Source organism: Dysgonomonas sp. GY617 (assembly GCF_015233815.1).
Lineage (GTDB): Bacteria > Bacteroidota > Bacteroidia > Bacteroidales > Dysgonomonadaceae > Dysgonomonas_A.
In genome coordinates this window covers 191,214-215,098 of the sequence record NZ_JADCLR010000001.1, presented here as the reverse complement: position 1 = coordinate 215,098, position 23,885 = coordinate 191,214, and the positions used below count along the sequence as shown (strand labels likewise).

At 37.5% G+C, this 23,885-nt stretch carries 19 protein-coding genes; 5 read left to right on the top strand and 14 right to left on the bottom strand.

The genetic code is table 11. The features are described 5' to 3' along the window. Positions 1–53 precede the first annotated feature (53 nt). The 3 genes from IR022_RS00760 to IR022_RS00750 form a co-directional block, all read right to left on the bottom strand. Entirely contained in the window at positions 54–800 is a 747-nt protein-coding gene (locus IR022_RS00760) for a DUF3667 domain-containing protein (RefSeq protein ID WP_194202253.1), read from the bottom strand. A 142-nt stretch (positions 801–942) separates the two neighbouring features. After that, entirely contained in the window at positions 943–1,284 is a 342-nt protein-coding gene (locus IR022_RS00755; RefSeq protein ID WP_194202252.1) for a glyoxalase, read from the bottom strand. 158 nt (positions 1,285–1,442) lie between these two features. After that, a complete protein-coding gene (locus IR022_RS00750; RefSeq protein ID WP_050709333.1) occupies positions 1,443–2,177 on the bottom strand; it encodes an NUDIX hydrolase in 735 nt (244 codons plus the stop codon). 431 nt (positions 2,178–2,608) lie between these two features. On the opposite strand from IR022_RS00750, the gene IR022_RS00745 reads away from it, so the two are divergent. The 5 genes from IR022_RS00745 (at position 2,609) to IR022_RS00725 (ending at position 11,603) form a co-directional block, all read left to right on the top strand. Beyond that, the gene (locus IR022_RS00745) at positions 2,609–5,617 is read left to right on the top strand and encodes a SusC/RagA family TonB-linked outer membrane protein (protein WP_242052999.1); all 3,009 of its coding nucleotides are present in this window, start codon (positions 2,609–2,611) and stop codon (positions 5,615–5,617) included. A gap of 11 nt (positions 5,618–5,628) precedes the next feature. Continuing rightward, positions 5,629–7,155 carry a RagB/SusD family nutrient uptake outer membrane protein gene (locus IR022_RS00740; protein WP_194202251.1) on the top strand — a complete coding sequence of 509 codons (1,527 nt, stop codon included), beginning with the start codon at positions 5,629–5,631 and terminating at the stop codon, positions 7,153–7,155. Positions 7,156–7,187: 32 nt separating this feature from the next. Beyond that, positions 7,188–8,549 (top strand): DUF5016 domain-containing protein, encoded by a 1,362-nt coding sequence (locus IR022_RS00735; RefSeq protein ID WP_194202250.1) that lies wholly within the window; start codon positions 7,188–7,190, stop codon positions 8,547–8,549. 85 nt (positions 8,550–8,634) lie between these two features. Further along, positions 8,635–10,077, top strand: coding sequence for a glycoside hydrolase family 30 protein (locus IR022_RS00730; protein WP_050709336.1), 1,443 nt, complete (start codon positions 8,635–8,637; stop codon positions 10,075–10,077). A 65-nt stretch (positions 10,078–10,142) separates the two neighbouring features. Next, on the top strand, positions 10,143–11,603 hold the full coding sequence (locus IR022_RS00725) for a glycoside hydrolase family 30 protein (RefSeq protein ID WP_194202249.1): 1,461 nt from the start codon (positions 10,143–10,145) through the stop codon (positions 11,601–11,603). 175 nt (positions 11,604–11,778) lie between these two features. On the opposite strand, the gene IR022_RS00720 is transcribed toward IR022_RS00725, so the two are convergent. The 11 genes from IR022_RS00720 to IR022_RS00670 all read right to left on the bottom strand — a co-directional run bounded on the left by IR022_RS00720 (position 11,779) and on the right by IR022_RS00670 (position 23,801). Next, positions 11,779–13,257 (bottom strand): glycoside hydrolase family 30 protein, encoded by a 1,479-nt coding sequence (locus IR022_RS00720; RefSeq protein ID WP_194202248.1) that lies wholly within the window; start codon positions 13,255–13,257, stop codon positions 11,779–11,781. 320 nt (positions 13,258–13,577) lie between these two features. Beyond that, positions 13,578–14,276 (bottom strand): LytR/AlgR family response regulator transcription factor, encoded by a 699-nt coding sequence (locus IR022_RS00715; protein WP_194202247.1) that lies wholly within the window; start codon positions 14,274–14,276, stop codon positions 13,578–13,580. Positions 14,277–14,283: 7 nt separating this feature from the next. Then, the gene (locus tag IR022_RS00710; RefSeq protein WP_242052998.1) at positions 14,284–15,249 is read right to left on the bottom strand and encodes a sensor histidine kinase; all 966 of its coding nucleotides are present in this window, start codon (positions 15,247–15,249) and stop codon (positions 14,284–14,286) included. 139 nt (positions 15,250–15,388) lie between these two features. Then, on the bottom strand, positions 15,389–16,609 hold the full coding sequence (locus IR022_RS00705) for an ABC transporter permease (RefSeq protein WP_194202246.1): 1,221 nt from the start codon (positions 16,607–16,609) through the stop codon (positions 15,389–15,391). Positions 16,610–16,731: 122 nt separating this feature from the next. Further along, complete coding sequence (locus IR022_RS00700; RefSeq protein ID WP_050709341.1) at positions 16,732–17,475, bottom strand: ABC transporter ATP-binding protein; 744 nt, start codon at positions 17,473–17,475, stop codon at positions 16,732–16,734. 23 nt (positions 17,476–17,498) lie between these two features. Then, a complete protein-coding gene (locus IR022_RS00695) occupies positions 17,499–17,930 on the bottom strand; it encodes a hypothetical protein (RefSeq protein WP_194202245.1) in 432 nt (143 codons plus the stop codon). Positions 17,931–17,990: 60 nt separating this feature from the next. Next, positions 17,991–19,208 carry an efflux RND transporter periplasmic adaptor subunit gene (locus IR022_RS00690; protein WP_194202244.1) on the bottom strand — a complete coding sequence of 406 codons (1,218 nt, stop codon included), beginning with the start codon at positions 19,206–19,208 and terminating at the stop codon, positions 17,991–17,993. A gap of 121 nt (positions 19,209–19,329) precedes the next feature. Next, positions 19,330–20,655, bottom strand: a complete 1,326-nt coding sequence (locus tag IR022_RS00685; RefSeq protein WP_194202243.1) for a TolC family protein — start codon at positions 20,653–20,655, stop codon at positions 19,330–19,332. Between the two features lie 10 nt (positions 20,656–20,665). After that, entirely contained in the window at positions 20,666–21,232 is a 567-nt protein-coding gene (locus IR022_RS00680) for a hypothetical protein (RefSeq protein ID WP_194202242.1), read from the bottom strand. 175 nt (positions 21,233–21,407) lie between these two features. Beyond that, positions 21,408–21,902: a PH domain-containing protein gene (locus tag IR022_RS00675; RefSeq protein ID WP_194202241.1), complete on the bottom strand. Its 495-nt coding sequence runs from the start codon at positions 21,900–21,902 to the stop codon at positions 21,408–21,410. Positions 21,903–22,625: 723 nt separating this feature from the next. Continuing rightward, a complete protein-coding gene (locus tag IR022_RS00670) occupies positions 22,626–23,801 on the bottom strand; it encodes an esterase (RefSeq protein ID WP_194202240.1) in 1,176 nt (391 codons plus the stop codon). Positions 23,802–23,885 lie beyond the last annotated feature (84 nt).

Genomic DNA, 23,885 nt, shown 5'->3' with positions numbered 1-23,885 from the left:
AAACTGTAATAATTTGGGGTTCTTTCTTTTATATTTTAATCCTCTATTTTGCTCTACAATCTTATATCGTAATGTCTAAGCGTTATATAAATAATGCCTAATAAGACCATTAAGAAAATAGTAGTCAAAACAATGATCAAAATAACTTTGCTTATTGCTTTAAGCCATGAAGAGGTTCTGAAAAATTGAGATAACCCCCAGATCACATAAATTTCAGAAAAAGTATGCACCAGCTTATATACATGAACAGATTTTGACAGATATATTAAAGGATAACACAATAGTATAAGAAAAATTGTAGCTCCTTGAATATAAGAAAACACAACAAGATGCTCAGTATAATTATACCCTTTTCTGTGAAATAAGAGATAAGAAGAGAAAGCATAAATTGGCATTAAAAACAGAGCAACCAACGAATAATTAATTGATGACCAATGAAACAACGGAATATATCCTAAGACTTCATTGTTTTGATCATTCATTTCCGTCATCGGAAAATAATTGAAGAAATGGAATATAATACTATAAACTGCTCCCCAAATTATAAGAAATGTAAATGGCTTCGAATATTTTACTCTTTTACCCGATATGTAATTTCTTATTGTACTCCCAGGTCTAAGCAGTAATTCTTTCGTTGTATAAATTAATCCTTTGTTTATATGGAAAATTCCAGATTGAAGCTCTTCCAAAAGATGTTTTATGTTTATTCGTGAAGAGTCTATCGGCTGACCGCATTTACTGCAATAATTGCCCTCTACTATACTATTACAATTTAAACAGCGTTTTTCCGTCTCACTCATATTATTACATTTTACCATCTATACAACGTTATTGCTGTTTACTTAGTTCTAAGAATCAAAAAAATTCTAAATAAAAAAGCCTCTAAAAATGTATCTTACATTTCAGAGGCTCTTTTCGTCCAATATCTATTATTTTCATTTATTATGCTGCGGCAAATTCTTCGGTAGGCTTTATTTCACTGTAAATATATAAGATATTCCCTATAGGATCGAATATAGTAAAAGACCTGTCACCCCATGGATTATCAGCTAGAGGTCTTATTGCTTTTAAGCCTTCTGTAATAACTAATCGCTGATACTCACTATCTACATTATCCACATGAAAATTAAGTGTCAGCCCCTTATCTTCAAACAAAGATTCATTGTCTTGTGGAACCATAAAAGACAAAGTAAACTGTTTTTTATCGCCAAATGCTACAACCGAATACCATTCGTAGTCGAATGTAACAACAGCTCCAAAATACTTCAGATAAATTCTTTGCATTCAGCACCTTTGGTCGTGTGAAAACACAATGATAGATCTTTTATTTCCATAGTTCTTTCTTTTAATCTAAGGTCTTCGTTCGCCTAATTGTAGCATTGCAAAAAACACTCACTACTATTCAAACCCATGCTTGAAAGAGTAATGACAAGCATTCGGTTTCAGACAGAAAAGTCAAATCGGTCTTGTTTTGTTTTCTCATAGATTTTACGATCAAACAGATACAACATAGCAGGTTTATGACTCACATTCTCCTGACGTTTCCCTGAGGGTATCAGGTATTTCATGTTCGAAATCTTCCGTCTAAAATTACGTTTATCAAAAGCTGTATCTAAAATTATTTCATAAAGAGTTTGCAGCTCTGTTAAAGTAAAAAGTTCGGGTAATAGCTCAAACAAGATCGGCTTATTCAACAGATCTTCACGCAACTGCATCAATGCCGTATCTAATATATCTTTGTGGTCATATATCAGTTCTTTTACTTCCGACACCTTATGCCAACGAGCTACATTATAAAGATGAGAGGCATCTATATCCGAGACATTAACTAACGAATAGTAAGCAACCGTTACTACCCTATTGTCTCCTACACCTTGCTCTTTCTTCCATTTATAATCCCTATCGCGTAACTTTAAACGGTTTACATCGCTAAATACACTTAACTGTTTCAGATAAACATCTTCGGTAACACCACTCTGTTCGCGTAGTATTCTAACGGCGGTCTCATCAGTGGTTTCTTCACGCAGTACGTGGTTACCCGGAAGTTTCCACTCCTCATAGATACGTCCTCGGTAATTAATGAACTCCTGACGAAGCAATACCCTTAAAGCGTTTCTTTCATAGCCAAAAACGACACAGTCAACCGATATGTTCTTTAGAATATTAGATGCACCCATTCGGAAATGTATAAGATATATATTATTAAGCAACACAAATTTAGACTTTTTTTTGTACTCTCAATCTTTTACCTCAAAAAACATATCGTGTTCTGCCAACACTAACAAAAGTCATAAAACACACTTAGCTTAGTGTAGATTTAACAATTAAAATTCGTTTTCTTTAGAAATTATTATTCACCTTTGTACAGAAACCTAAACATTGTTTAACCAAAATACCATAGTGCGATGATAACAAAAGCTTTGAGTGAGGCTTTCTATGCCTTAACTGATATTGGCCTCTTTCACTATTCATGTATTTACCCTTAGATAATCTCTCAGCAAAATAAATATAATCTTTAAACCGAGTGATAATGGACCTCGAGCTCGGTACGAAAAACAAATCTCAGCTATAATTTAATAATTAAATGGCAATTTAAATCTTGGAATCTATGAACAGTAAGAAAAAAATGAGACTAATGAAGTCTTGGCAAAAAACTTGCCTGGCAATAATGTTGCTCATGCTTCCGGCACTAGCTTTTGCACAATCCGTTCAGGTAACGGGTAATGTGAAGGATCTGACGGGAGAGGCAATTATTGGAGCCACTGTTGTTGTAAAAGGCAATAGTTCAACCGGTACCGTTACCGATTTTGACGGTAATTATACTATATCTGTACCAAGCAATGCAACTCTTGTAGTTAGTTATTTAGGTATGGAAGCAGCAGAAGTTGCTGTAAATGGTCAAACAAAAATAGATATTACACTAAAAGACGACAGTCAAGCTCTTGACGAGGTTGTTGTAGTGGGTTATGGTACGGTCAGAAAAAAAGACCTTACAACTGCCGTAGCCAGTGTATCATCTAAAGAATGGACAGATCGTCCCGTTATTTCAGCACAACAAGCTCTTCAAGGTAAAGCTGCCGGTGTACAAGTAATTCAACCTTCGGGAAAACCCGGAGCCGGTCTTACAGTACGCGTACGTGGTACTACTTCTTTAAATGCAGGTAATGATCCTCTATACGTTGTGGATGGTATCCCAACGAATGACATTACCAATATCTCGCCAACGGATATAGAGAGCTTACAGATCCTAAAGGATGCTTCTTCTGCTGCCATCTATGGTGCACGTGCTGCTAATGGTGTGGTTTTAATTACAACCAAGAAAGGTACTGCCGGAAGATCGGAAGTAAACGTATCGATGTTTGCTGGATTCTCTAATGTAGGCAAGAAAATCAATACTTTGAATACTACTCAATATTATGACCTTTTGGACGAAATATATGGAGCTGGTTATTCTGACAGATCGAAAAACACATACACCAACTGGGGTGACGAAATGTATAAAACAGGAGTTAAGCAAAACTACCAAGTATCTCTTTCGGGTGGTACTGATAAAGTAAATTACTTTATATCGGGTGGTTACCAAGATGAAACTGGTATTATTGCTCCTGCTTCTTACGATAGATACTCGTTCCGTAGTAATACCAGTGCACAAACTAAAGACTGGTTAAAAATTACTTCGAACGTGAGTTTTGCAAAAACTTCACGCCGCGATGTGGCTGATAATGCTAACTCGGGACGTGGTGGAGTTATCATGTCGGTATTAAATACACCTCCTTTCATGGAGAAATGGGATCCAACAGAACCTACATGGTATTACAGAAATCCATATCAAGGATCGTGGGAAAACCCATATGCGCAGGTTGAAACATACGATAAAAACTCTGACAACCGTTTCATGGGTAATGTAGGTTTAGACTTTACAATTACCAAAGACTTACACTTCAAACCTAGCTTTGCTCTTGATTATACGTCACATAAATGGGATAAATTTATTGATCCTGTGAAAACTAATTTTGGACGTACTGCTAATGGACGTGGCGAACATGCTGACGATGAATACTCAACATGGTTAAGTGAAAACATTGTGACCTATGACAAAAAATTCAATGGCAAACACAACCTGTCATTATTAGGAGGTGGTACTTTCCAAAAATACAACCACAGCAATACATACATGGCAGTTGAAGATTTTGTAAAAGGTGCTAACCTTGAGACTATGACATTGAATATGGCAAATAAAATCAACAGTGCAACAACTGCTCGCGATGCTAACACCTTAGTATCAGTATTGGCACGTGCACAATATGACTATGAGAGCCGCTACTTATTCACAGCGAATATTCGTGCTGACGGATCATCGAAACTTGCTCCGGGCAACCGTTGGGGGTATTTCCCGTCAGTATCAGGGGGGTGGAGATTTTCTAGTGAAAACTTCTTCCAACCATTAACTACTGTTGTTAATGATGCTAAACTTAGATTGGCTTGGGGACAAAATGGTAACCAAAACGGAATTGGAAACTACGATTATATGGCAAAACACATCATCACACAAGATGGGTCTTCAACAACAGGGCCTAATGTTAGTGATGGTAGATACGGAAACCGCAATCTTAAATGGGAAACAACTACTCAGTTTAATGCGGGGTTAGATATTACCTTATTCAATTCAAGATTAACCGGAGAGTTCGATGCTTACTACAAGAAAACAACAGACCTATTGTTGTATATAACATTACCGAGTAGTATTGGACGTGATCTTCCGATGAGAAACGATGGTGAAATGATCAATAAAGGTTTCGAATTTAATATCACAGGTCATATTCTAACAGGAGCCGTTCTTTGGGATGCTTCTCTAAATATGTCTTTCAACAAAAACGAACTGTCTAAACTTGGTTTAACTCCTCAATATACCACAGGTAAGATAGAGAGTAACAATGCTGATGTTATCATCATGAGAGAAGGTCTTCCATTGGGTAGCTTCTACGGATACATTGCTGAAGGTGTTGATCCTGAGACGGGAGATATGAGATACAAAGATTTGAATAACAACGGTATCACCGGAGGTGCTGATCCTAATGACAGAACTGTTATTGGCAACGCTCAACCAGACTTTACCTACGGTTTTACAAATAATGTTACTTGGAAAAGAATCACCTTATCGGCATTCATCCAAGGATCGTATGGTAATGATATTTACAATGCTACGAGAATAGACTCGGAAGGTATGTTCGACCAAAAGAACCAAACAACTACTGTGCTTAACAGATGGATGCGTCCGGGTATGATTTCGGATGTTCCGAGAGCAGTATCAGGTAGCGAAAACGTTCTGAACTCAACTCGATTTGTTGAAGATGGTTCTTATATCCGCTTAAAAGCTTTGACATTGGCATACAATTTCGATAAGAAATTGCTTCAACCACTGGGTATAGCAGGTCTTAGCGTATACGGAACGGCTGATAACTTGATTACTCTTACTAAATACAGAGGCTATGACCCTGAATTGAGCTGGGTAAATACAAGTACTACCACATCGGGTGCTGCTGCTCAAATGGGTATCGATATGGGAACATTCCCTCAAACCCGTTCTTTCATTTTCGGTCTTAATCTAACATTCTAAATCGAACAATCATGAAATACAATATAAAATACCTCTTAGGTGTTTCGCTTCTCAGTTTGGCTCTTGTGTCTTGCAACGACTTTCTGGACGAGAAACCATCCTCAGAACTTACTGATGAAAATCTGGGCATAGATAACAGTGATAAAGACTCACTGAAATATACCACAGCCATTCAAGCCGAACAGCTATTGGCAGGTGCTTATACCGATTTCAGTGCCGAATTTTGGCAACTAGACTGGTACATCATCAACGATGCACAAGCAGACAACTCGTATGCAGGAGAACCCAACGATCAGCGTATGCAGATAGATGAGTTTAGAGTAACTCCTACAAATCAAAACGTTAGTAGAGCTTGGGGCGCTGTGTACAAGCATATTGCTAAAACAAATGCAATACTTACATGGGTACCTCGTATTACCGATCCTGCCCTAAGTAGCCAACGCCGCAATGAGATATTGGGAGAAGCTTCTCTAATCAGAGCTTTGTGTTACTTCAATTTGGTAAGAATATATGATCACATACCTCTTATCACTGAAGATATTCCCGAAATAAGCACTGAGAATATCGACGAGATATATCCACTATTATATCCAGCTCAAACATCTAAAGACTCGGTTTATACTCAGATTCTTAAAGATCTTGATTTTGCTGTTGCAAACGTACCCGATTATTCAGGAACTAATAAGTTTAAAATAACAAGAGCTCTTACCAATCTGATAACTGCTCAGGTTTATGCAACTAAAGACGGTTTTGCCAATACACAATGGGCTAAAGTGAAACAATATGCAGAAGCCGTAGTAAACGACGGTCGTTATGGTCTTTTAGATAATTACGATGACATATTCACTATTGGCGAAAAAGCTCCGGATAAAGTTTTACCTAAAGTAGATTTGAAAAACGAACATTCGAAGGAATCGTTATTCGAAGTTAACTACACAGGTTCACCCGGACTAGGTAACTGGGGAGCAAGTATGTTTTATGGTGTAGATTGGAAAAAATTCAACACTCCAAGTCTAGATTTATACAAAGCATTTACTGCTGCCGGAGACGTTGTTCGTCGTGACGCTTCTATCCGTTTTGGTGATGTAACAGGTCTTTGGGCTGACAAATACTGGCCATCTAATGCTTATCCATTCTGTAATAAGCTAAGAAGTCAGGAGAAAGGAAATATTATCCTTTTCCGTTTACCCGAAGCTATCTTACTATTGGCTGAGGCTGAAAACGAATTGGGCAATTCTTCTAAAGCAAAAGAGCTTATCAATAAAGTACGTACCCGTGCTACTCTTCCTAATACAACTGCCAATTCGAAAGAAGACATTCGCTTAGCCATAGAGAATGAAAATCGCTTTGAGTTTGCTTTTGAAGGAAAACGCTTTTTTGACCTAAAACGCAGAGAACGCTTTATCCCTGTAATGAAATCATGTGGCGATCATCAAAAAGATTATGCTTCGAGATTAAACGAGAACAGATTAGTATGGCCAATTCCTCAAAGTGAAATGGATCAAAACGTTAATCTTACTCAAAATCCAGGTTACTAAGCAGTAGAATATTATCGGTAAAACGTATTACAATGAAAAGAATTAATATAAATATATTACTAGGATTACTTGCTACATTTATGCTTGTGTCGTGCGAAGAGAAAGACGAACGCGTAGTGTATCCACACTCGACACCCGTTATCGAATCGGCAACTATCAATCCTACCAGTTTTGTATATGGCGACTCAGTTACCATTACAGCAAAGGTTTCGGATCCAATAACACCACTTTCTACATTAGAAATGAGAATGGTAGTAAACGACAAAGTGATTGCAACCCAAAAATTAAGAACAAAGGGTAATAATGCCGAAGTTTCAGCTAAATTTCAGGTAGCATATATCAGCGAATTGACAAACAATGCAGACGTTGAGGTTACTCTGAATCTGATAAATGTAGAAGGCGATGTTACAACAACCTCTATTACTGGAATCAAAGGATACAGAACATATTACAAAAATCTGTATTTGGTTTTAGATAACGGAAAAGTAATTACTCTTACATCAAAAGGTGACAAATCGGATGAGTACGAATCTCCGGGAGTAGATCTTAAAAACAACATCCGTTATAAGATTGCAGAGAAAATTACAGACAAAGATCAAATCGATTTCTCGGGTCATGTATGGGGTCTTAAAGATGGAACTATTCAGATAGTAGATGAAGGTGGCGATTATATCAAAACTGCTGAGCCTATGAAGAAATCGACCACAGGTATCATCTTCAATACTTACACCTTTGGAACATCTCTTCTTGGTGAAGATCTGGTAAACATTTCAAGCTTGAGTCTTGATGTATTTATGGATTCGGAGATAAGTGGAGAAACATTCAAAGAAGGTAGTTTCTATATCGAGAAAAACAAAGAAATTACACTGACAGGCGACCTTAAAGATGCAGTATTTAATCTTGATTATTTTGAGCGCGTAGGTGCTGACAAAGTAAAATTCCTTGGCGAAACAGGTCCTTGGGTATTAGATTATAGCCCTGCACGCAAATATGTATTGGTACAAGATTTGGATTCTAATTATCCAAACGTACTATTGGCATGTGGCGAAGGTTTAGGCTATCCATCTAAAACTAAGATTGAAGCAACTACCGGATGGGGATTTGATCAGATCAAACAATTTATCCTGTTCCGCAAAGTATCAGACAATACCTATCAGGCAACTGTTTATTTTGATGCTGCAAAAGCAAACTTCAAGTTCTTTGAAAACAAGGGCTGGGGTAATGAGAAAAAATCGGATGATTATGTTCTTCCTGAAATTCTTATAAACAGTACAACGAAAGGTGCAAAAGATGGTAACTGGTATCCTGCTCCGACAGCTAAATCGGGCAACTATACAATAACAATAAATCTGGCAACTAAGATAGTAACGGCAGTAGCGGTAACTCTTCCTTAATGATTATTGATTGACATTAAAATTTATGCTCTGTTCTTCTTCAAAAAAAGGACAGAGCATATATAACTTTCAAGAATAGAATAATATGAAAAAATACCTTATTCTTTTTACATCACTATTACTAGGCTTGGCATCATGTTCATCGGATGATTCGAATGAACCAGCAACCGAACCTCAACCTGAAGTAGAGGCTAAAGGCGTAGAACTTTACCTAACTATAAGATCGGGTACACAGCGATTAACCAAGCAAACAAATATCAACTTTTCGAATGATATCGCGAATCTCACAATCAGACTGGATAGTACTGACCTTAAACAAGAAATAGAAGGCTTCGGAGGTTCACTTACAGGCTCATCGGCTTATCTTATCAAGAACATGTCGGAAGCTGCAAGAGCTAAACTTCTTAGCGACCTATTTACCGAAAGCGGTATTGCCCTTAAATATTTACGCTTGGCAATAGGATCGTCCGACTTTTCGATGGGCGATTATACGTATTGCGACGAAAACGGAATCAACAACTTTGCTATACCCGCTGTTGACAAACGCGATTTACTTCCCGTACTAAAAGAAATTCTGGCTCTGAATAAAAACATCAAACTGATGAGTACTCCATGGACTGCTCCGGCTTGGATGAAAAAAAATAAAAATCTGTATGGAGGTTCTTTAATCGGAGAATCTGTATACAACGACTTTTCGGAATACTTTATAAAATATATCCAAGCCTACAAAAACGAGGGTATAAACATTGACGCAATAAGCTTACAAAACGAACCACGACACGAAATAGGTTCTTACCCAACCATGTATATGGAATGGGACGAACAAAACAAAATCATACGCGATTACTTAGGTCCTAAATTGAAACAAGCAGGTATTGCTACTAAAATTCTGATCTGGGATCATAACTTCGACGGATACGACTACCCTACTAAGATATTGAACGATTCTAAAACAAGAGAATATATTGGCGGTGCTGCATTTCATGGATATGGCGGTTCTCCTAATGATTTGGATAATTTATTGAGAACGCATCCTGATGTCCCGTTATATTTTACTGAGCAATCGGGTGGCGGATGGAATACCGACGATGCTATCGGCAATATGCTTTATTACATGAAAGAAATGCTGATGCCAACCATCAATAAAGGATCGAGAAACTTCTTGATGTGGAATATAGCACTCGATTCGGGTAATGGTCCTGTAACAACTACGGGCGGAGGATGTCAAGATTGTAGAGGTGTTGTAACCATCAAAGATAATAACACATATAGCGTAAACGAAGAGTATTATTTGCTGGGACACTTCTCTAAATTTATTAAAGAAGGCGCACGCAGAATCAATCATACTGTTGTAGGTACAAAACCGAGCAATATGCAAATATGTTCGTTCCTCAACCCTGATGGTTCTAAAGTGGTGGTAGTACTCAATCAAACGGGAGCCAATCAGCAATTTACGGTACGCACAGGCGACAGACGATTTACATATAGCCTGTTCGATCAATCGGTTGCATCATTTATATACAAGTAAGATTTCGGAGCTTATGCTAAGCTAAGAATATATTTCATAACTAATAATCATATAAATATTTACAAATGAAGAAAACCTTATTAGCAATGTCAGTTGCTTTGGCGTTTATGTCGTGTAGCAAACAGCCTACTTTTGTAGAAGCTTATATTACAACGGCTGACAAAACAATGACTATGGCAAAGGATAGTATTTTGTTGCAAACCAATAACGATACTATCAAACACAATCTGATAACACTAGATGCTAGTGTGAAATATCAGGAAATGGATGGATTTGGTGCAGCTATAACCGGTTCGAGCTGTTACAACTTGCTAAAAATGACTCCCGAAAACAGAACTAAGTTATTGAAAGATACTTTCGATCCTGTTGATGGTGTAGGATATAGCTATATCCGTATTTCGATTGCATGTTCTGACTTTTCTCTTGAAGATTATACCTATTGCGACAAGCCCGGTATCGAGAATTTTGAGATGCACGAATTAGACAAACGCGATTTGTTTCCTATTCTGAAAGAAATATTGGCAATCAATCCGAACATCAAAATCATGGCATCGCCTTGGACTCCTCCAAAATGGATGAAAGTGGATAACTTGAAAGACAGAAAGCCTTTCGACTCTTGGACTAGCGGTCAGCTAAACCCCGATTACTATCAAGATTATGCAACATACTTTGTGAAGTATCTGCAAGAGATGCAAAAAGAAGGATTCAATATCGAATCTATTACTATTCAAAACGAGCCACTTAACAGAGGCAACTCGGCATCATTGTATATGACTTGGCAAGAGCAACGCGATTTTATCAAAACAGCTCTAGGACCTGCTTTCGAAAAGAATGGCATCAAAACAAAAATTCTGGTTTACGATCACAACTACGATTATGATGTAAATAAACCAGAGAATGCAGATCAAGGTCAATATCCTTTGAGAATTTATGAAGATGCAGAAGCTGCTAAATACATAGATGGTGCTGCTTATCACGCTTATGGCGGTGACAAATCGGAACTATTGAAAATACATGAAGCACGTCCTGACAAAAACCTATACTTCACCGAAATGTCTATCGGACTATGGGGTGACGGATATGATTTTGGGAAAGACTTGATGTGGAATATGAGAGAGGTTTGTATCGGAACCATTAACAATTTCAACAAAGCAGTTATCATGTGGAACTTTATGTTGGATGACAAACATGCACCATACCGTCCGGGTGGATGCGATATTTGCTTAGGTGCAATAGACATCGATTCTTCGGACTATGCTACCATGACTTTCAACAGCCACTACTATACAATGGCTCACTTATCGAAAGTGATTAAACCGGGTGCCAGAAGAATTAAAGCTGACGGAAACACTTCTTCGAAAGTTTATTATTCGGCATTCGAAAATCCAGACGGATCGTTTTCAGTAGTATTACTGAACGAGGAAGACACTGCTCAAAAAATAAGCGTAGCAGAAGGTACTAATGTGTTTACACACGAAGTTCCTGCTAAATCGGTAGTTTCTTATATCTGGAAAAAATCAATCTAACCTTTTTTTTCTTTTTATACATATTTTCAAGCAGAAAACCACCGAAGCATTTTGTCTTCGGTGGTTCTTTCTTTAAATATTCTGCATGTAGGAGAATAAATTCCTTTTACAAAAACAAGAGGCTACCCTAACGGGCAGCCTCTTTGCAGATAACACCAAAATGAGAAGTAGATAATTATTGAACAGTTCCTACGAAAGTAACCACACTCTTAGGTGGAACAGTCATTGTATAAATATTATTAGAATCGGGAGCTACTTCAGATTCAGCCCACTTATTATTTGCATCAGTTAGAATACGCTTCATACCTTTAAGTTGAGTTACACCATCGATGGTTACAGGGGTAACTACTTCCTTATCAGTAAGGTTTACGGTAACAACAACATAGTCACTACCATCTTTATACGCTGTCAGATGAAAATCGGTAGGCAATTGACTACCTCTGGCAACTTCTATCCTATGACTGCCCGGTTTTATATATCGGGTGAAGTTTCCGTATGTATCATAACGTTTAGTTACTGTATAGTTTTCTCTATCAGGATCTAAAACGATAAGGCTTTCATTGTTAGAAGTAGGTCTTGCACCTGCCCACCATATAATAGCACTTACATTGGCATCGTTTAGATATCGGTGGAAGGTTGCCGCCCATTTCAATCCATTAGTAAAAGAGGGATCAAGATCATCAACAGTACTCACTTCAGTCAACCAAACATTCAGACCCTTGTCTTCTGCTGCAGGATATGGTACTATTGCCAAATCTTTATTGGTGATAGGATCAGGATAACCATGCCCTGATGCTATTGTATTCATGTTTGCAATTTCAGGATACCCTTTCAGGATATTCTTTACATATAATAATGAACCCATTACCAAAGCAAAAGTACTCCACTGAGCATTTTCGCCAAAGATAATTTTAGCATCCACATTATTTCCTTGAAACGCAGGTCCCATATTCTTGGCTATAAATTTGCCTAAAGTAGAAGATGCTGGAAACCAAACGCATGAGTTCCACTCTGCGGGAAACTCGGGTTCATTAGCCGGCGATATGGCATAAGGCTTCAATCCAACAGACTGATATGCTTTATAGAAATCTACCAGATAATCGGCATACTTTTGATAGTAAGCGGTTTTTAATGAACCTTTAGAAACTTGTCCGTTAGATTTCATATAAGCAGGAGGAGACCATGTAGAGAACACCAGTTTATCAACACCGTATGTATTTTTTGCTTCGCGGGTAATCCACAATTGTCCACGTCTCAATAGATCTTCGGTCATGGTATCAAAAAATGGATCGGTCAAAGGCATATCAATATTAGCATGAACATCAAAATTGATATCCGCCTCGCTTTTAGCATAGTGAGGAAATACCTCTCCTCTTAAAATACTCAGATGAAGACCTTCGGCTCCAAATAGCAAGCCCATTACTTCCGACCGTTTTTTGTGTGCATAAAACCGATCTGCCCAACCGGCTTGAGCCACACCAAATCCATCGATTACTTGTTTTTCGTTATTCCACATAAGAGTAACGCCTTGCGGATTAGCTGCAGATCTCAATGCAGTTTGATCTGATGAATCTGGAACATCAAAGGAATCATTCGAACATGATAATGTGAAAAGAAGGGAGCAAATTGCAACTCCAAAATAATGCTTTTTCATACACTTGGAAATTAGATTTATAAAGTTTTATTATAAAATAGTACAAATGATCATTAAGGTTACTTGAGTATGCACTCAATAAAAAAACACAACAATTACTTATTGTATTTTTGATTAACACGATCAAGATGATATTTGTTTAAACTTTAACTCTAAAAGATTGACATTTAACAATCAACAGACGCTCTAAGCGAGGATAAGAAGTATCTTTTAGTAACAATTTGATTAATCAGCACAAAAAAATCTACTTCCTATACCATAGAATCAAGAAAGTAGATAGATAAACAGCCACAATAAAACGATAATGCTTATTGTGTTTTTTAGAAGAAACTTTTATTCAGAAACTCCATAAATTTCTCTTTATACGAATCCGATACGGGAATATATTCTTTGCCAAAAACAATGCAGTTACGCTCGATAGTTTTTATCTTGTTGAGATTCACAATAAATGAACGATGCACACGCATAAATTGCTTCGAGGGTAGTTTTTCATCCAACGACTGCATACTCATCAATGAGCTGATGGGTTCGGGAACTCCTTCAACATGAAACTTTACATAATCTTTCTGATTCTCAATATACAGAATATCTGCCAATTCTATTTTTTCCATTCGGTAGCCCGATTTCACGAAAATACTTGATGCTTCGTTTGTATCCACAAGCTTAAACCATTCGAGAGCTTTATTCGATGCTTGCAAAAATTCGGTATAACTAATCGGTTTCAGTAAGTAATCCAATGCATTGAGGCGAAACCCTTCGATGGCATACTGATCGTAAGCGGTTGTAAAAATAACTCGAGTTGAGGCCGACAATGTTCTCGAAAACTCCATTCCATTGATTTGTGGCATATTAATATCCAGATACAATAGCTGAATATTACCCGTAGCGAGAGTTTCCATCGCATCCAATGGATTCTCGAAGGTAGCCACAAGTTCGAGGTAAGGAGTTTGTTTGGCATAAGATTTCAATAGATCTATTGCCAAAGGCTCATCGTCTATTATTACACATCGTAGTTTCATACTGTTTTTATTTTACAGGAAAATCAATCCTTAGCAATACAAAGAAGCTTTCGCTTCGTCTTTCGACTATAAGTTCGTGATTTTGAGGATAAATCAATTCGAGTCTTTTCGTAAGATTAGCCAATCCTATACCCGAATTGCGTACCTCTATATTTGCTTCTGAGATCGATACGCTGTTTTCGACTGTGCAAAGTACACCTTTTTCTTTTTCTACCAATATTTTTATATCAATAAAACTGTCTTTATGAGTACTCAACCCATGCTTAAAGGCATTTTCGATAAGGGTCATAAACATCAGCGATGCCACCATATCTTTACTGCCTTTATTCTCGATCACGACATTGAGATGAACATTAGAACTGATTCTTAATTTCATCAAATCGATATAGTTACGTGTAAACTCGAGTTCCTTATCGATGGGTACAAACTTTCGATCGTTGTCATACAATACGTATCGCAACAGATTGCTTAACCGATGAACTGAATCTTGTGCTTTAGGCTGATCTATCATTATCAGCGAGTAAATATTATTAAGCGTATTGAACAGAAAATGAGGATTAAGCTGACTTCTTAAATTCCTCAGATCGGCTTCGAGTTGAGTACTCTTTACTTTCTCGTAATTAATAGAATCGCGATACCAGCGAGCTGTCATTTTTATGGCAACACTCAACCCGATGACAAATACTATTAGCAGATAATCGGTAAAAATACGCATCCCGAAAGGTGGCTTGTGTCGGCGTGGACCTCCACCTCTCCCACCTCTCTCTTCCATAGGCGGTGGAGTGCCATCGTAAGCCGAAGTGAAAATAACATCCATAACCATTGCCTGAATACCCACGAGCATTGCTATAAGTACAATATTTACACAGATATAAGTCAAAAACTGTTTATGAAACAACAGCTTATCTATCAGGTATAAATAGTTGACATAAAACAACAAGGCAAATATACTCAGCTGTGTTAGGTAAGACATATACGGTCTACTGTCGAAAGTTCCCTCGCGCGACATAATATACACCGGCACGAGTAAGACAATACACCAGATGAGTATATGTGAAAATATTTTGATAAAGAATTTCAGGCTCATAGTTATTAAACTCTAATTACAATAATTATTCGTATCGTAAGGCTTCTATCGGATCGAGATCCGAAGCTTTCTTTGCAGGATACCATCCGAAGAATATACCCGTAGCTGTACATACAAGAAAAGACAAAGCTATGGTATAAACCTCAATATCGATTGGCCACGACAATATATTTTTCACCAAATACGAACTCCCTATGCCTATTGCAACACCAATTAAACCGCCCGTAACGCTCAATAGAATAGCCTCGATCAGAAATTGCATCAGTATATCTATACCCTTAGCACCTATCGACATACGCAAACCTATCTCGCGGGTACGCTCTGTTACAGACACATACATAATATTCATAATACCAATGCCACCTACTAAGAGCGAGATACCTGCAATACAAGCCAATAGTATAGTCATCATATCGGTTGTAGAACTCATCATTGTAATCAGCTCTTTTTGTGAACGTACATTAAAGTCGTCATCGTCATTTGCTCCTATCTTGTGACGCTGACGAAGTATATCTTCTATGCTTGCAATAGCATTTTCGGTTGCATCTTCGCTTTCTGCCGAAACTGATATTGACTGTATATACGTAATTGCCAAGATACGTTTCTGAACTGTTGTGTAAGGAGCAAGAATAAGATCATCCTGATCCATACCCATTGTATTATCTCCTTTTGAAGTCAATACACCAATCACTTTGAAAGGTATTTTATTGAAACGGATAGTTTGCCCTACGGGATCTTCGCCATTGGTAAAAAGGTTATCTACTACCGTCTGCCCTATAAGACATACTTTAGCTGAGGCTTTTACATCTGCCTCGGTAAACATTTCTCCCTGAGCAACTGTATATTTACGAATCTCAAGATACGAGGGATTGACTCCGTATATAGATGTGGGCGAGTTGTTTGCTCCATAAATAACCTGACCTGATGAGGATACCTCGGGCGAAGCTGCCGAAATATATTGAGCCTGATCGGCAATGGCTTCGTAATCCTCAAGCTTGAGAGTTTGCATACTCGAGGCACTTTGACGCACTCCGCCAAACTGACCCGTCCCGGGTCGGATATTTATCATATTCGATCCCATAGTCGAAATCTGATCTTGTATGCTACGCTTCGATCCCTGCCCTATGGCTAGCATGGTAATTACTGCCGCCACACCGATAATAATACCCAGCATGGTTAAAAAACCTCTGAATTTATTGCCACTCAGTGCCCGAAGTGCTATTTTAAATAGATTGATAAAATTCATTCTTTCCGTTGATTAAGGTCTGAAACCTATTGTAAGTAAGACTACTTACTTAACTCTATATGCTATACTATAACCTACTAAGACTCTCGCTCTTGCCGAATATGCAAGAAAAGTTTGACACCTTAGTTTTCTTTAGGTAAACTCTGTAAGACTTCTTTTGCCGACCTAATGTTTGTATTGTAGGTATCTTCTTTGATACGTCCATCGCGAATCACAATATTACGACTGCTAAAATCGGCAATCTCCTGATTGTGAGTTACAAAAATAATAGTTCGGTTTTCGTCCTTGTGCATTCGTTGCAAAAGGGTTAGTATTTCGAACGAAGTACGTGTATCCAAATTCCCCGTTGCCTCATCTGCCAATATAATAACAGGCTCGTTTACCAAAGCACGCGCTATTGCCACACGCTGCTGCTGACCTCCCGACATTTGGTTCGACTTATGATTGAGCCTATCGCCTAAGCCTACATCCTGCAACGCTTTTATGGCACGTTCGTGTCTCTCTTTGGATGATACTGTGGGGTTATACATCAAGGGCAGTTCTACGTTTTCGACAGCCGTTGTTTTTGCCAAAAGATTGTATGACTGAAATATGAAACCTATCTTTCGGTTGCGAAGTGTAGCCCTGCTGTTTTTGTCCATTGTTCTGACCGATACTCCATCCAAATAATACTCGCCTACCGAAGGGGTATCTAAACAACCGAGAATATTCAACAATGTAGATTTACCCGAACCACTTGTTCCCATGATGGTAACAAACTCACCTTCGTAGATCGAGAAACTTACTCCCCGTAGGGCATGTACAGTTTCGTCGCCTACCACAAAGTCGCGTTTCAGATTCTCTACTTTTATTATTTCTTTTGCCATTGTTTCTTTTTTATAGCAGATACTTATCGTCTAGTATTGTTTTCACTTGCCTCACTGCGTCCATTGGAATCTCTTCCGCTCGTCTCTCTCGTACTACTTTCTCTGCGTTTTGTTTTACTGCTATCCTCAAAGTCGCCAGGAACACCTATTTTCGTGAACGACTTTTTCAGTTTCTTTTTACTGTTGAGGCTTTTATCAAATTTAACGACCACCGTAGAGCTTCCATTATTCACCTGAACGGCTATAACTCCGGGTAAATCTTCTATCTGTTTTCTCAATTCGTATTCCTTGAAATTGTTTCGCGTAAAACGATACGTTTCCGTTAAATATTCAGCCTGCTCTTTTCTATTCGATTTGTTCTCACGATTAGCGGTTTTAGATTGTGCATAACCCGCAATCGGTATAATGAGGCTTATAAATAGCAATGCTATTGTAATTCTATTCTTCGTTTTCATTCTTATTATCGTTTTTTGTTGTTTGTATTATTTTGAGTTATAGTAAGTATCAAATCTTATTTACCTTCTGCCACCTCCACCGGGACGTTTCGGCATAAAAGGGCTCGATTCTCCATTAGCTGCCGTGGCTTCAGGCTCTGCACCTTTAGCGGCTTTTTGAGAGATACCTGTCACAATCACATCATCTTCGTTCAATCCCTCTTTAACCATCACCGAAATACCATCTGATACTCCTACAGTAATCAATCGGGGCGATAATTTATTGTCAGATTTAACCCAAACAAGCTTTTGATTTTTATTCTTTGGATCGGTTTGTATAGGATGTTCCACAACCAAATCTTTTATCTCTTTCGAAAGATCGGGATTGGGCATAAAACGCAAGGCTTTAGAGGGAACTTTAAGAACATCTTTTTCCTCCATAGTATAGATATTCACGCTGGCAGTTAAGCCCGGTTTCAATTTCAAATCGGGATTAGGTGCATCTATCACCACTTCGTAAGTTACTACATTAGATGTTGTTGTAGCTTCGAGACGTACTTGCACTACCTTACCATCAAACTCATCGTTTGGATAAGCATCTACTGTAAACGATACGCGTTGTCCTTCAACTACGCCACCTATATCAGCTTCGTCAACATTGGCAATCACACGCATCTTGGTCAGGTCATTCGCAATCGTAAACAGGGTTGGTGTACTAAAAGATGCTGCAACTGTTTGACCTTCTTCTACTGCCCTCGATATTACAACTCCATCTATAGTTGAAGATATGGTTGCGTATCCCAGATTAGTTTGAGCTTTGAAGACCGCCGCTTTAGACGAGGTTACGGCATATTTTGCAGTCTCGTAGCTTGTTTGAGCATTCTCCCAATCTACTTTGCTTATTGCCTGCTTTTCCCAAAGACCTTTCTGACGATCGTAGTTACGTTGCTCATGCTCCAATTCGATTTTATTTGTCATCAAATTAGCCTGAGCATTTTCCAATTCTGAGTTAAGCAGATTTTTATCCAGTTCGGCTAATATATCGCCTTTCTTTACTACCGAATTAAAGTCTACATAGATTTTCGATATTACCCCCGATACCTGCGTACCCACTTCTACGAGTTTAATCGGTTCGATAGTTCCCGTAGCTGTTACTGATGTAGATACGTCTCCTTTCTCTACTTTAGCCGTATCTAAAACCGTTACAGACTTTTTACTTCCGGGTAAGAAGAAATAAAGACCACAGGCAATAACAATCACAGCTGCAATAATTAGATATTTCTTTATTTTTTTGTTCATTGTTTATTTCGTTATAAGGTCTCAGACCTTTTTATTACTTTGATGTAGGGCTGAATCAATGTATTCACTCAAAAAAATAGCCTTATAGATCTGCCTGTCAAATAAAATCAGACCTGATACCTTAAAGACTGATTTCTTCTCCCTGATAAAAATTCAGTAATTTCAAGCTTAGCAAGGCTGAATATTTTGCTTGTATAAATTCTTGTAAAGCATTTGCATAATTATTTTTTTCGGTAGTAAGCTCCACTATATTACGCACTCCCAGATTATACTGTTCTGCTACAAGATGGTAGCTTAGTTCTGATGATCCCAGTTTATCTTTAGCAGCTATATATTTACTTTGTGCCGAGACTACATCCTGATACAAAGTTTCAATGGTACGGAACAGTGCTTTCTGCTCATCTAGTAAAGCCAATTCGGCAGTTTTTATATCCAGACTTGCTTTTTCGACATTCGATTTGTTTTGTCTGTTATCAAATATCGGAATGCTCAATGTAAGACCTATATTCTGATTGAAATTTCGTCCGATCTGAGTAAAGAATGACGACGGCTGAGTATATGTATCACCCGTACCGATACTTCCCGAAAGCGATAGTGTAGGCAAATATCCAGCCTTAGCAGATGCCCTGTTCAGGTTGGCTATCTTCACACCCAGTTTACTGTTCTCTATTTCGGGCATAATATTCAAAGCAATACGATAAATATCTTCCTTTTGAGGAACCATGCGCATCACATTGTCATCTTTCAATTCGGGAAATTCTACTTGAAAATCTACATCGATATCTAACTCCAACAACTGTTTTAATTGAAGTTTATAATCATCAAACGAATTTTGAGCCAATACTACATCGTATTTATTTGCACTGTACTGGGCTTCAATTTGCGCATACTCGCTGCGTGTAATACTTCCTGCATCCAGAAAATCTTTGGTTTGCTTTAGCTGTGCGGCTGTCGATTCGAGTATGTTTTCGCTATTCTTTATAGCCTCACGTGCATATAGCATCTGCAAATAAGCCTGAGTAATAGAAATCTCAATATTATTCTGTGTTTCGAGCGTATTATACTCTTGTGCTTGTTTCTTTAATCGAGCTTCTTTTATGTTATTCAGATTACGTTTGCCATCATAAATGGTCAGACTCGTATTCAATGAGTATTGACCAATTAGAGATCCTTGGAATTTATATTGACCATCGGTATTGATAACCTGAGTATTAGAGAAACCATGTGAAACATTACCCGAAAGACTTGGAAAAAGTGCCGCTTTCGATTGTAATTCGTCTACGGCATAGCTATCCTCTGTTATCTGCGACTTTTGTACCTGAATATTATTTTCACGAGCATAATCTATACACGATCTCAATGTCCAGTTACTTTGAGCCGAAAGAGTATCAACGATAAACAAGCCGAAGATTACAATCAGAATAGTTATTGTATAATATCTTTTCATCGATTATTTCTTATTCAATTTCAAAATCACTATTCATAGGCATTTCAGGAGGTGTTCCCTCTCTGTCAGGACGATTGCCACGACCGCCACGACGCTCACCATCGGGTCTGCTTCGTCTTTCGGGTCTGCTAAATTCAATCTGATCGCGCTTTTCGTTGAATATTGCATATTGTTCAACTGAAAGTATCGAACGGATTTTTTTATTATACTTGGCTTGTTCTTCCTGAATCTTGATGTCTATTTTATTAATGTTTTTGATATTCTTTTCTGTATCCTTAGAGTTGGGAATACTGTCTATAACCATCTGAAGTTGATGTTTCTCACGTGTTAGTTTCATTACGCTCTTTCTCTCGTCCGTCAAAGCCTTTACCAGTTTTTCTCGTTGCTGATCGGTCAAACCCTCAATCTCGGGAAGTTTGGTTATCCCTATCACCTGACTGCTACTTTCGCCACGCTGCGAAAATTCTCCTCTTGGAGGACGTCCTCCGCCACCCGGTCTGCCCCCTCCCATAGGTGGTTGTGCAGATAAATTAAAACAAATGGTAACGGTTGCTATAACTAAGAGTATTTTTTTCATAATCAGTATTTTTAATAAATTACTGATCCAAATATATAGGTAGTGCTAAAGTATGCCAATCATAATCGACAAAGAGGATAATTCTATCGACAAAAAGAAAATCACACTGAAAATCGGAAGATTTACAGTGTGATTCATATAAAATAATTAATGTAGATGTAAAGGGGCAAGTATATTAGCCGATTTTGGCTTTCACTCGCGATATAATAGTGTCTCGGTCTTCGCAGCTCAAGACATAATTCTTCTTATTCTTTGTTTTTATCAAAAAAGCCTGATCATAGTTACCTACATAGGCTCTGTATTTCCCTATTTCTTTACTCGAGAAATGACCAATAAATCCACAAAAGCCACCACTTCCAAACAACCTTATATCAAAAGTGCCACGCTTGTATATTCTTATGGTCTCAATTTCATCAAAATCAATCTTTATCTGAGTGGTTATTTTATTCAATACAATTTGAGAATCGGTCACTTCTATCGAAAGAGGAGATTCAAATACATTATAGATAAAAATCAACAGAAAAAAGATTCCCACCATCAAAAGAAGCCAATCAAAAGAATGTAATAGTTTGTAAACTATACCTGCTTCTACGGCTACTATGATAATAGCAACTAAAAAAGTTATACATTTTACGTATGTACTCCACTGTACATTTAATTTGGTAGTCATTATTTATATGATATGGTTAGCTTAGAATATTTAATTACAAAGTAATGAATATTTTGTAATTTACCAAATAACAACCAATTATATAATAAAATTATGAACAGAAAGATCTGAAAACGAAAAAGCCCTTGTCTCGCGACACGGGCTTCCTACAAACACACTAACTAACACTAACCTAAAAAGGATTTATATCACTTCTTAGTTGAAAATATTTTTTCTTTTATATAATTCTGATTTGTGGCACAAAGTTATATAAAATTTGATTCATTAAGCATAAAGTTACAACAAATTATTTCCTCAGAATAAATTTTTCTACAAAAACCAATATCTAATCGATGAATAGATTGTTTTTATGGATATAATTAAAGTTGTAAAAGAACTCTTTCTTATTATTTAGTAGATATTCACAGCGCTACACGGCTATAAGTCTACACTTATATAACAACAAAGTTATGAAAAGGATTGTCAAAAATATCACGTTTTGCTTTTTTTAACAGAAAAACATAAAAATTCAAATTAATGACGCTCTATCTGGCTTCAACTCTAGATAAAATTAAGAAAAAGACCTCTTCGTTGCTGTTAATATCAAACTACATACTATAAACATAAAATCGCTCAAATAGTTGTACAATATGATCTTTTTTAAGATTTATAAAGTTAAAATTAAGAAGATGCAAACTAGTACAACAACAAATAACCAGCTACGAATCAAGAAAATACCTTACACTATTTTTGAAATAGCATAGGTGTAAACTCCGATAAATATAGCCTCCAGTTTGCCCAAGTATGTCCGCCTTCGCTTTCACGATATTGGTACTTAAACTTCATACTATCCAATTTCGATCTGTAATCTACCACATTCTGAAACAAAAAGTCTGTTTTACCAATAGCTATCCAATAAAGACTATAGCCATTTTCTTGTTGTTTTTTCAATTTAGTATCCAAATCTGTATACATAGGCGAAGCTGCATTTGCAGGAGGTAGAATAGCTGGTGAAAACAACCCTACATAGTCGAATGTATTGGGATAATTAGCCGAGATATACAACGAGTGGAATCCTCCCATAGAAAGACCTGCAATCGCTCTATCTTGTTTATCAGCCTTCACTCTGTAATTATTCTCTACAAACTTAATTACATCTCCAAAATTAGCTTCCATGTCGCCACTGAATATATCGGGCGCTCTCATATCGGGTTTATAAAAACCTTTACTTGATTCTCCGGGAGCAGCGGTGTTGCTTGTATGCCCGTTGGTCAGAACTACAATCATTGGTTTTGCCTTGCCTTGAGCAATAAGATTATCTAATATTTGCGAAGCACGTCCCAAAGCGATCCAAGCCTCTTCATCGCCTCCCATACCGTGCAGGAGATATAATACGGGATATTTATCTTTGCTAGCCTCATATCCGGCAGGTGTATATATAGTTATACGACGGGGGCTGTCTAACTTAGGTGAATCGTACCAACGACGGGCAACCGTTCCATGAGGTACGTCCTGCACTTTATAAAGGTCACCTAAACCGCCTTCAATCAAAAAAATATTCATTACTGTAGCCACATCCCTTATTTGATATACATTATTAGGATCAAGCACTTTCAAACCATCTACAATAAAGGTATAGCTATACAAATCTGATGGTAAAGTGGATGTTGTAAAAGACCAAAGTCCATTTTCATCTTTCTTTAAATCTTGTAATTTAGGAGTCCATCCCTCCGATGGCATCCAATCGCCTTGCAGTTTTACCGACTGAGCACTAGGTGCCAGCAATCTAAAGGTAACACTATTATCAGAATTAATCTCAGGAGAGACAATCTCTACTTTTTTCGAAAAATCGAGATTCTGCTGTGCAGATAAGCCTACGCTTATCAAGCATATAGCTAGTATAAAAAGTATTCTTTTCATGTTATTATTTTAATAGATTCATTTTTTCAAATGTAGTTTTTATTTTCGATAGATATACTTTTAGAGAGAGTGAAATTGACGCAA

Coding starts and splice junctions, on each gene's coding strand:
- IR022_RS00760 (WP_194202253.1), bottom strand. CDS start 800: ATGAGTGAGACGGAAAAACGCTGTTTAAATTGTAATAGTATAGTAGAG.
- IR022_RS00755 (WP_194202252.1), bottom strand. CDS start 1,284: ATGCAAAGAATTTATCTGAAGTATTTTGGAGCTGTTGTTACATTCGAC.
- IR022_RS00750 (WP_050709333.1), bottom strand. CDS start 2,177: ATGGGTGCATCTAATATTCTAAAGAACATATCGGTTGACTGTGTCGTT.
- IR022_RS00745 (WP_242052999.1), top strand. CDS start 2,609: ATGAACAGTAAGAAAAAAATGAGACTAATGAAGTCTTGGCAAAAAACT.
- IR022_RS00740 (WP_194202251.1), top strand. CDS start 5,629: ATGAAATACAATATAAAATACCTCTTAGGTGTTTCGCTTCTCAGTTTG.
- IR022_RS00735 (WP_194202250.1), top strand. CDS start 7,188: ATGAAAAGAATTAATATAAATATATTACTAGGATTACTTGCTACATTT.
- IR022_RS00730 (WP_050709336.1), top strand. CDS start 8,635: ATGAAAAAATACCTTATTCTTTTTACATCACTATTACTAGGCTTGGCA.
- IR022_RS00725 (WP_194202249.1), top strand. CDS start 10,143: ATGAAGAAAACCTTATTAGCAATGTCAGTTGCTTTGGCGTTTATGTCG.
- IR022_RS00720 (WP_194202248.1), bottom strand. CDS start 13,257: ATGAAAAAGCATTATTTTGGAGTTGCAATTTGCTCCCTTCTTTTCACA.
- IR022_RS00715 (WP_194202247.1), bottom strand. CDS start 14,276: ATGAAACTACGATGTGTAATAATAGACGATGAGCCTTTGGCAATAGAT.
- IR022_RS00710 (WP_242052998.1), bottom strand. CDS start 15,249: ATGTCTTACCTAACACAGCTGAGTATATTTGCCTTGTTGTTTTATGTC.
- IR022_RS00705 (WP_194202246.1), bottom strand. CDS start 16,609: ATGAATTTTATCAATCTATTTAAAATAGCACTTCGGGCACTGAGTGGC.
- IR022_RS00700 (WP_050709341.1), bottom strand. CDS start 17,475: ATGGCAAAAGAAATAATAAAAGTAGAGAATCTGAAACGCGACTTTGTG.
- IR022_RS00695 (WP_194202245.1), bottom strand. CDS start 17,930: ATGAAAACGAAGAATAGAATTACAATAGCATTGCTATTTATAAGCCTC.
- IR022_RS00690 (WP_194202244.1), bottom strand. CDS start 19,208: ATGAACAAAAAAATAAAGAAATATCTAATTATTGCAGCTGTGATTGTT.
- IR022_RS00685 (WP_194202243.1), bottom strand. CDS start 20,655: ATGAAAAGATATTATACAATAACTATTCTGATTGTAATCTTCGGCTTG.
- IR022_RS00680 (WP_194202242.1), bottom strand. CDS start 21,232: ATGAAAAAAATACTCTTAGTTATAGCAACCGTTACCATTTGTTTTAAT.
- IR022_RS00675 (WP_194202241.1), bottom strand. CDS start 21,902: ATGACTACCAAATTAAATGTACAGTGGAGTACATACGTAAAATGTATA.
- IR022_RS00670 (WP_194202240.1), bottom strand. CDS start 23,801: ATGAAAAGAATACTTTTTATACTAGCTATATGCTTGATAAGCGTAGGC.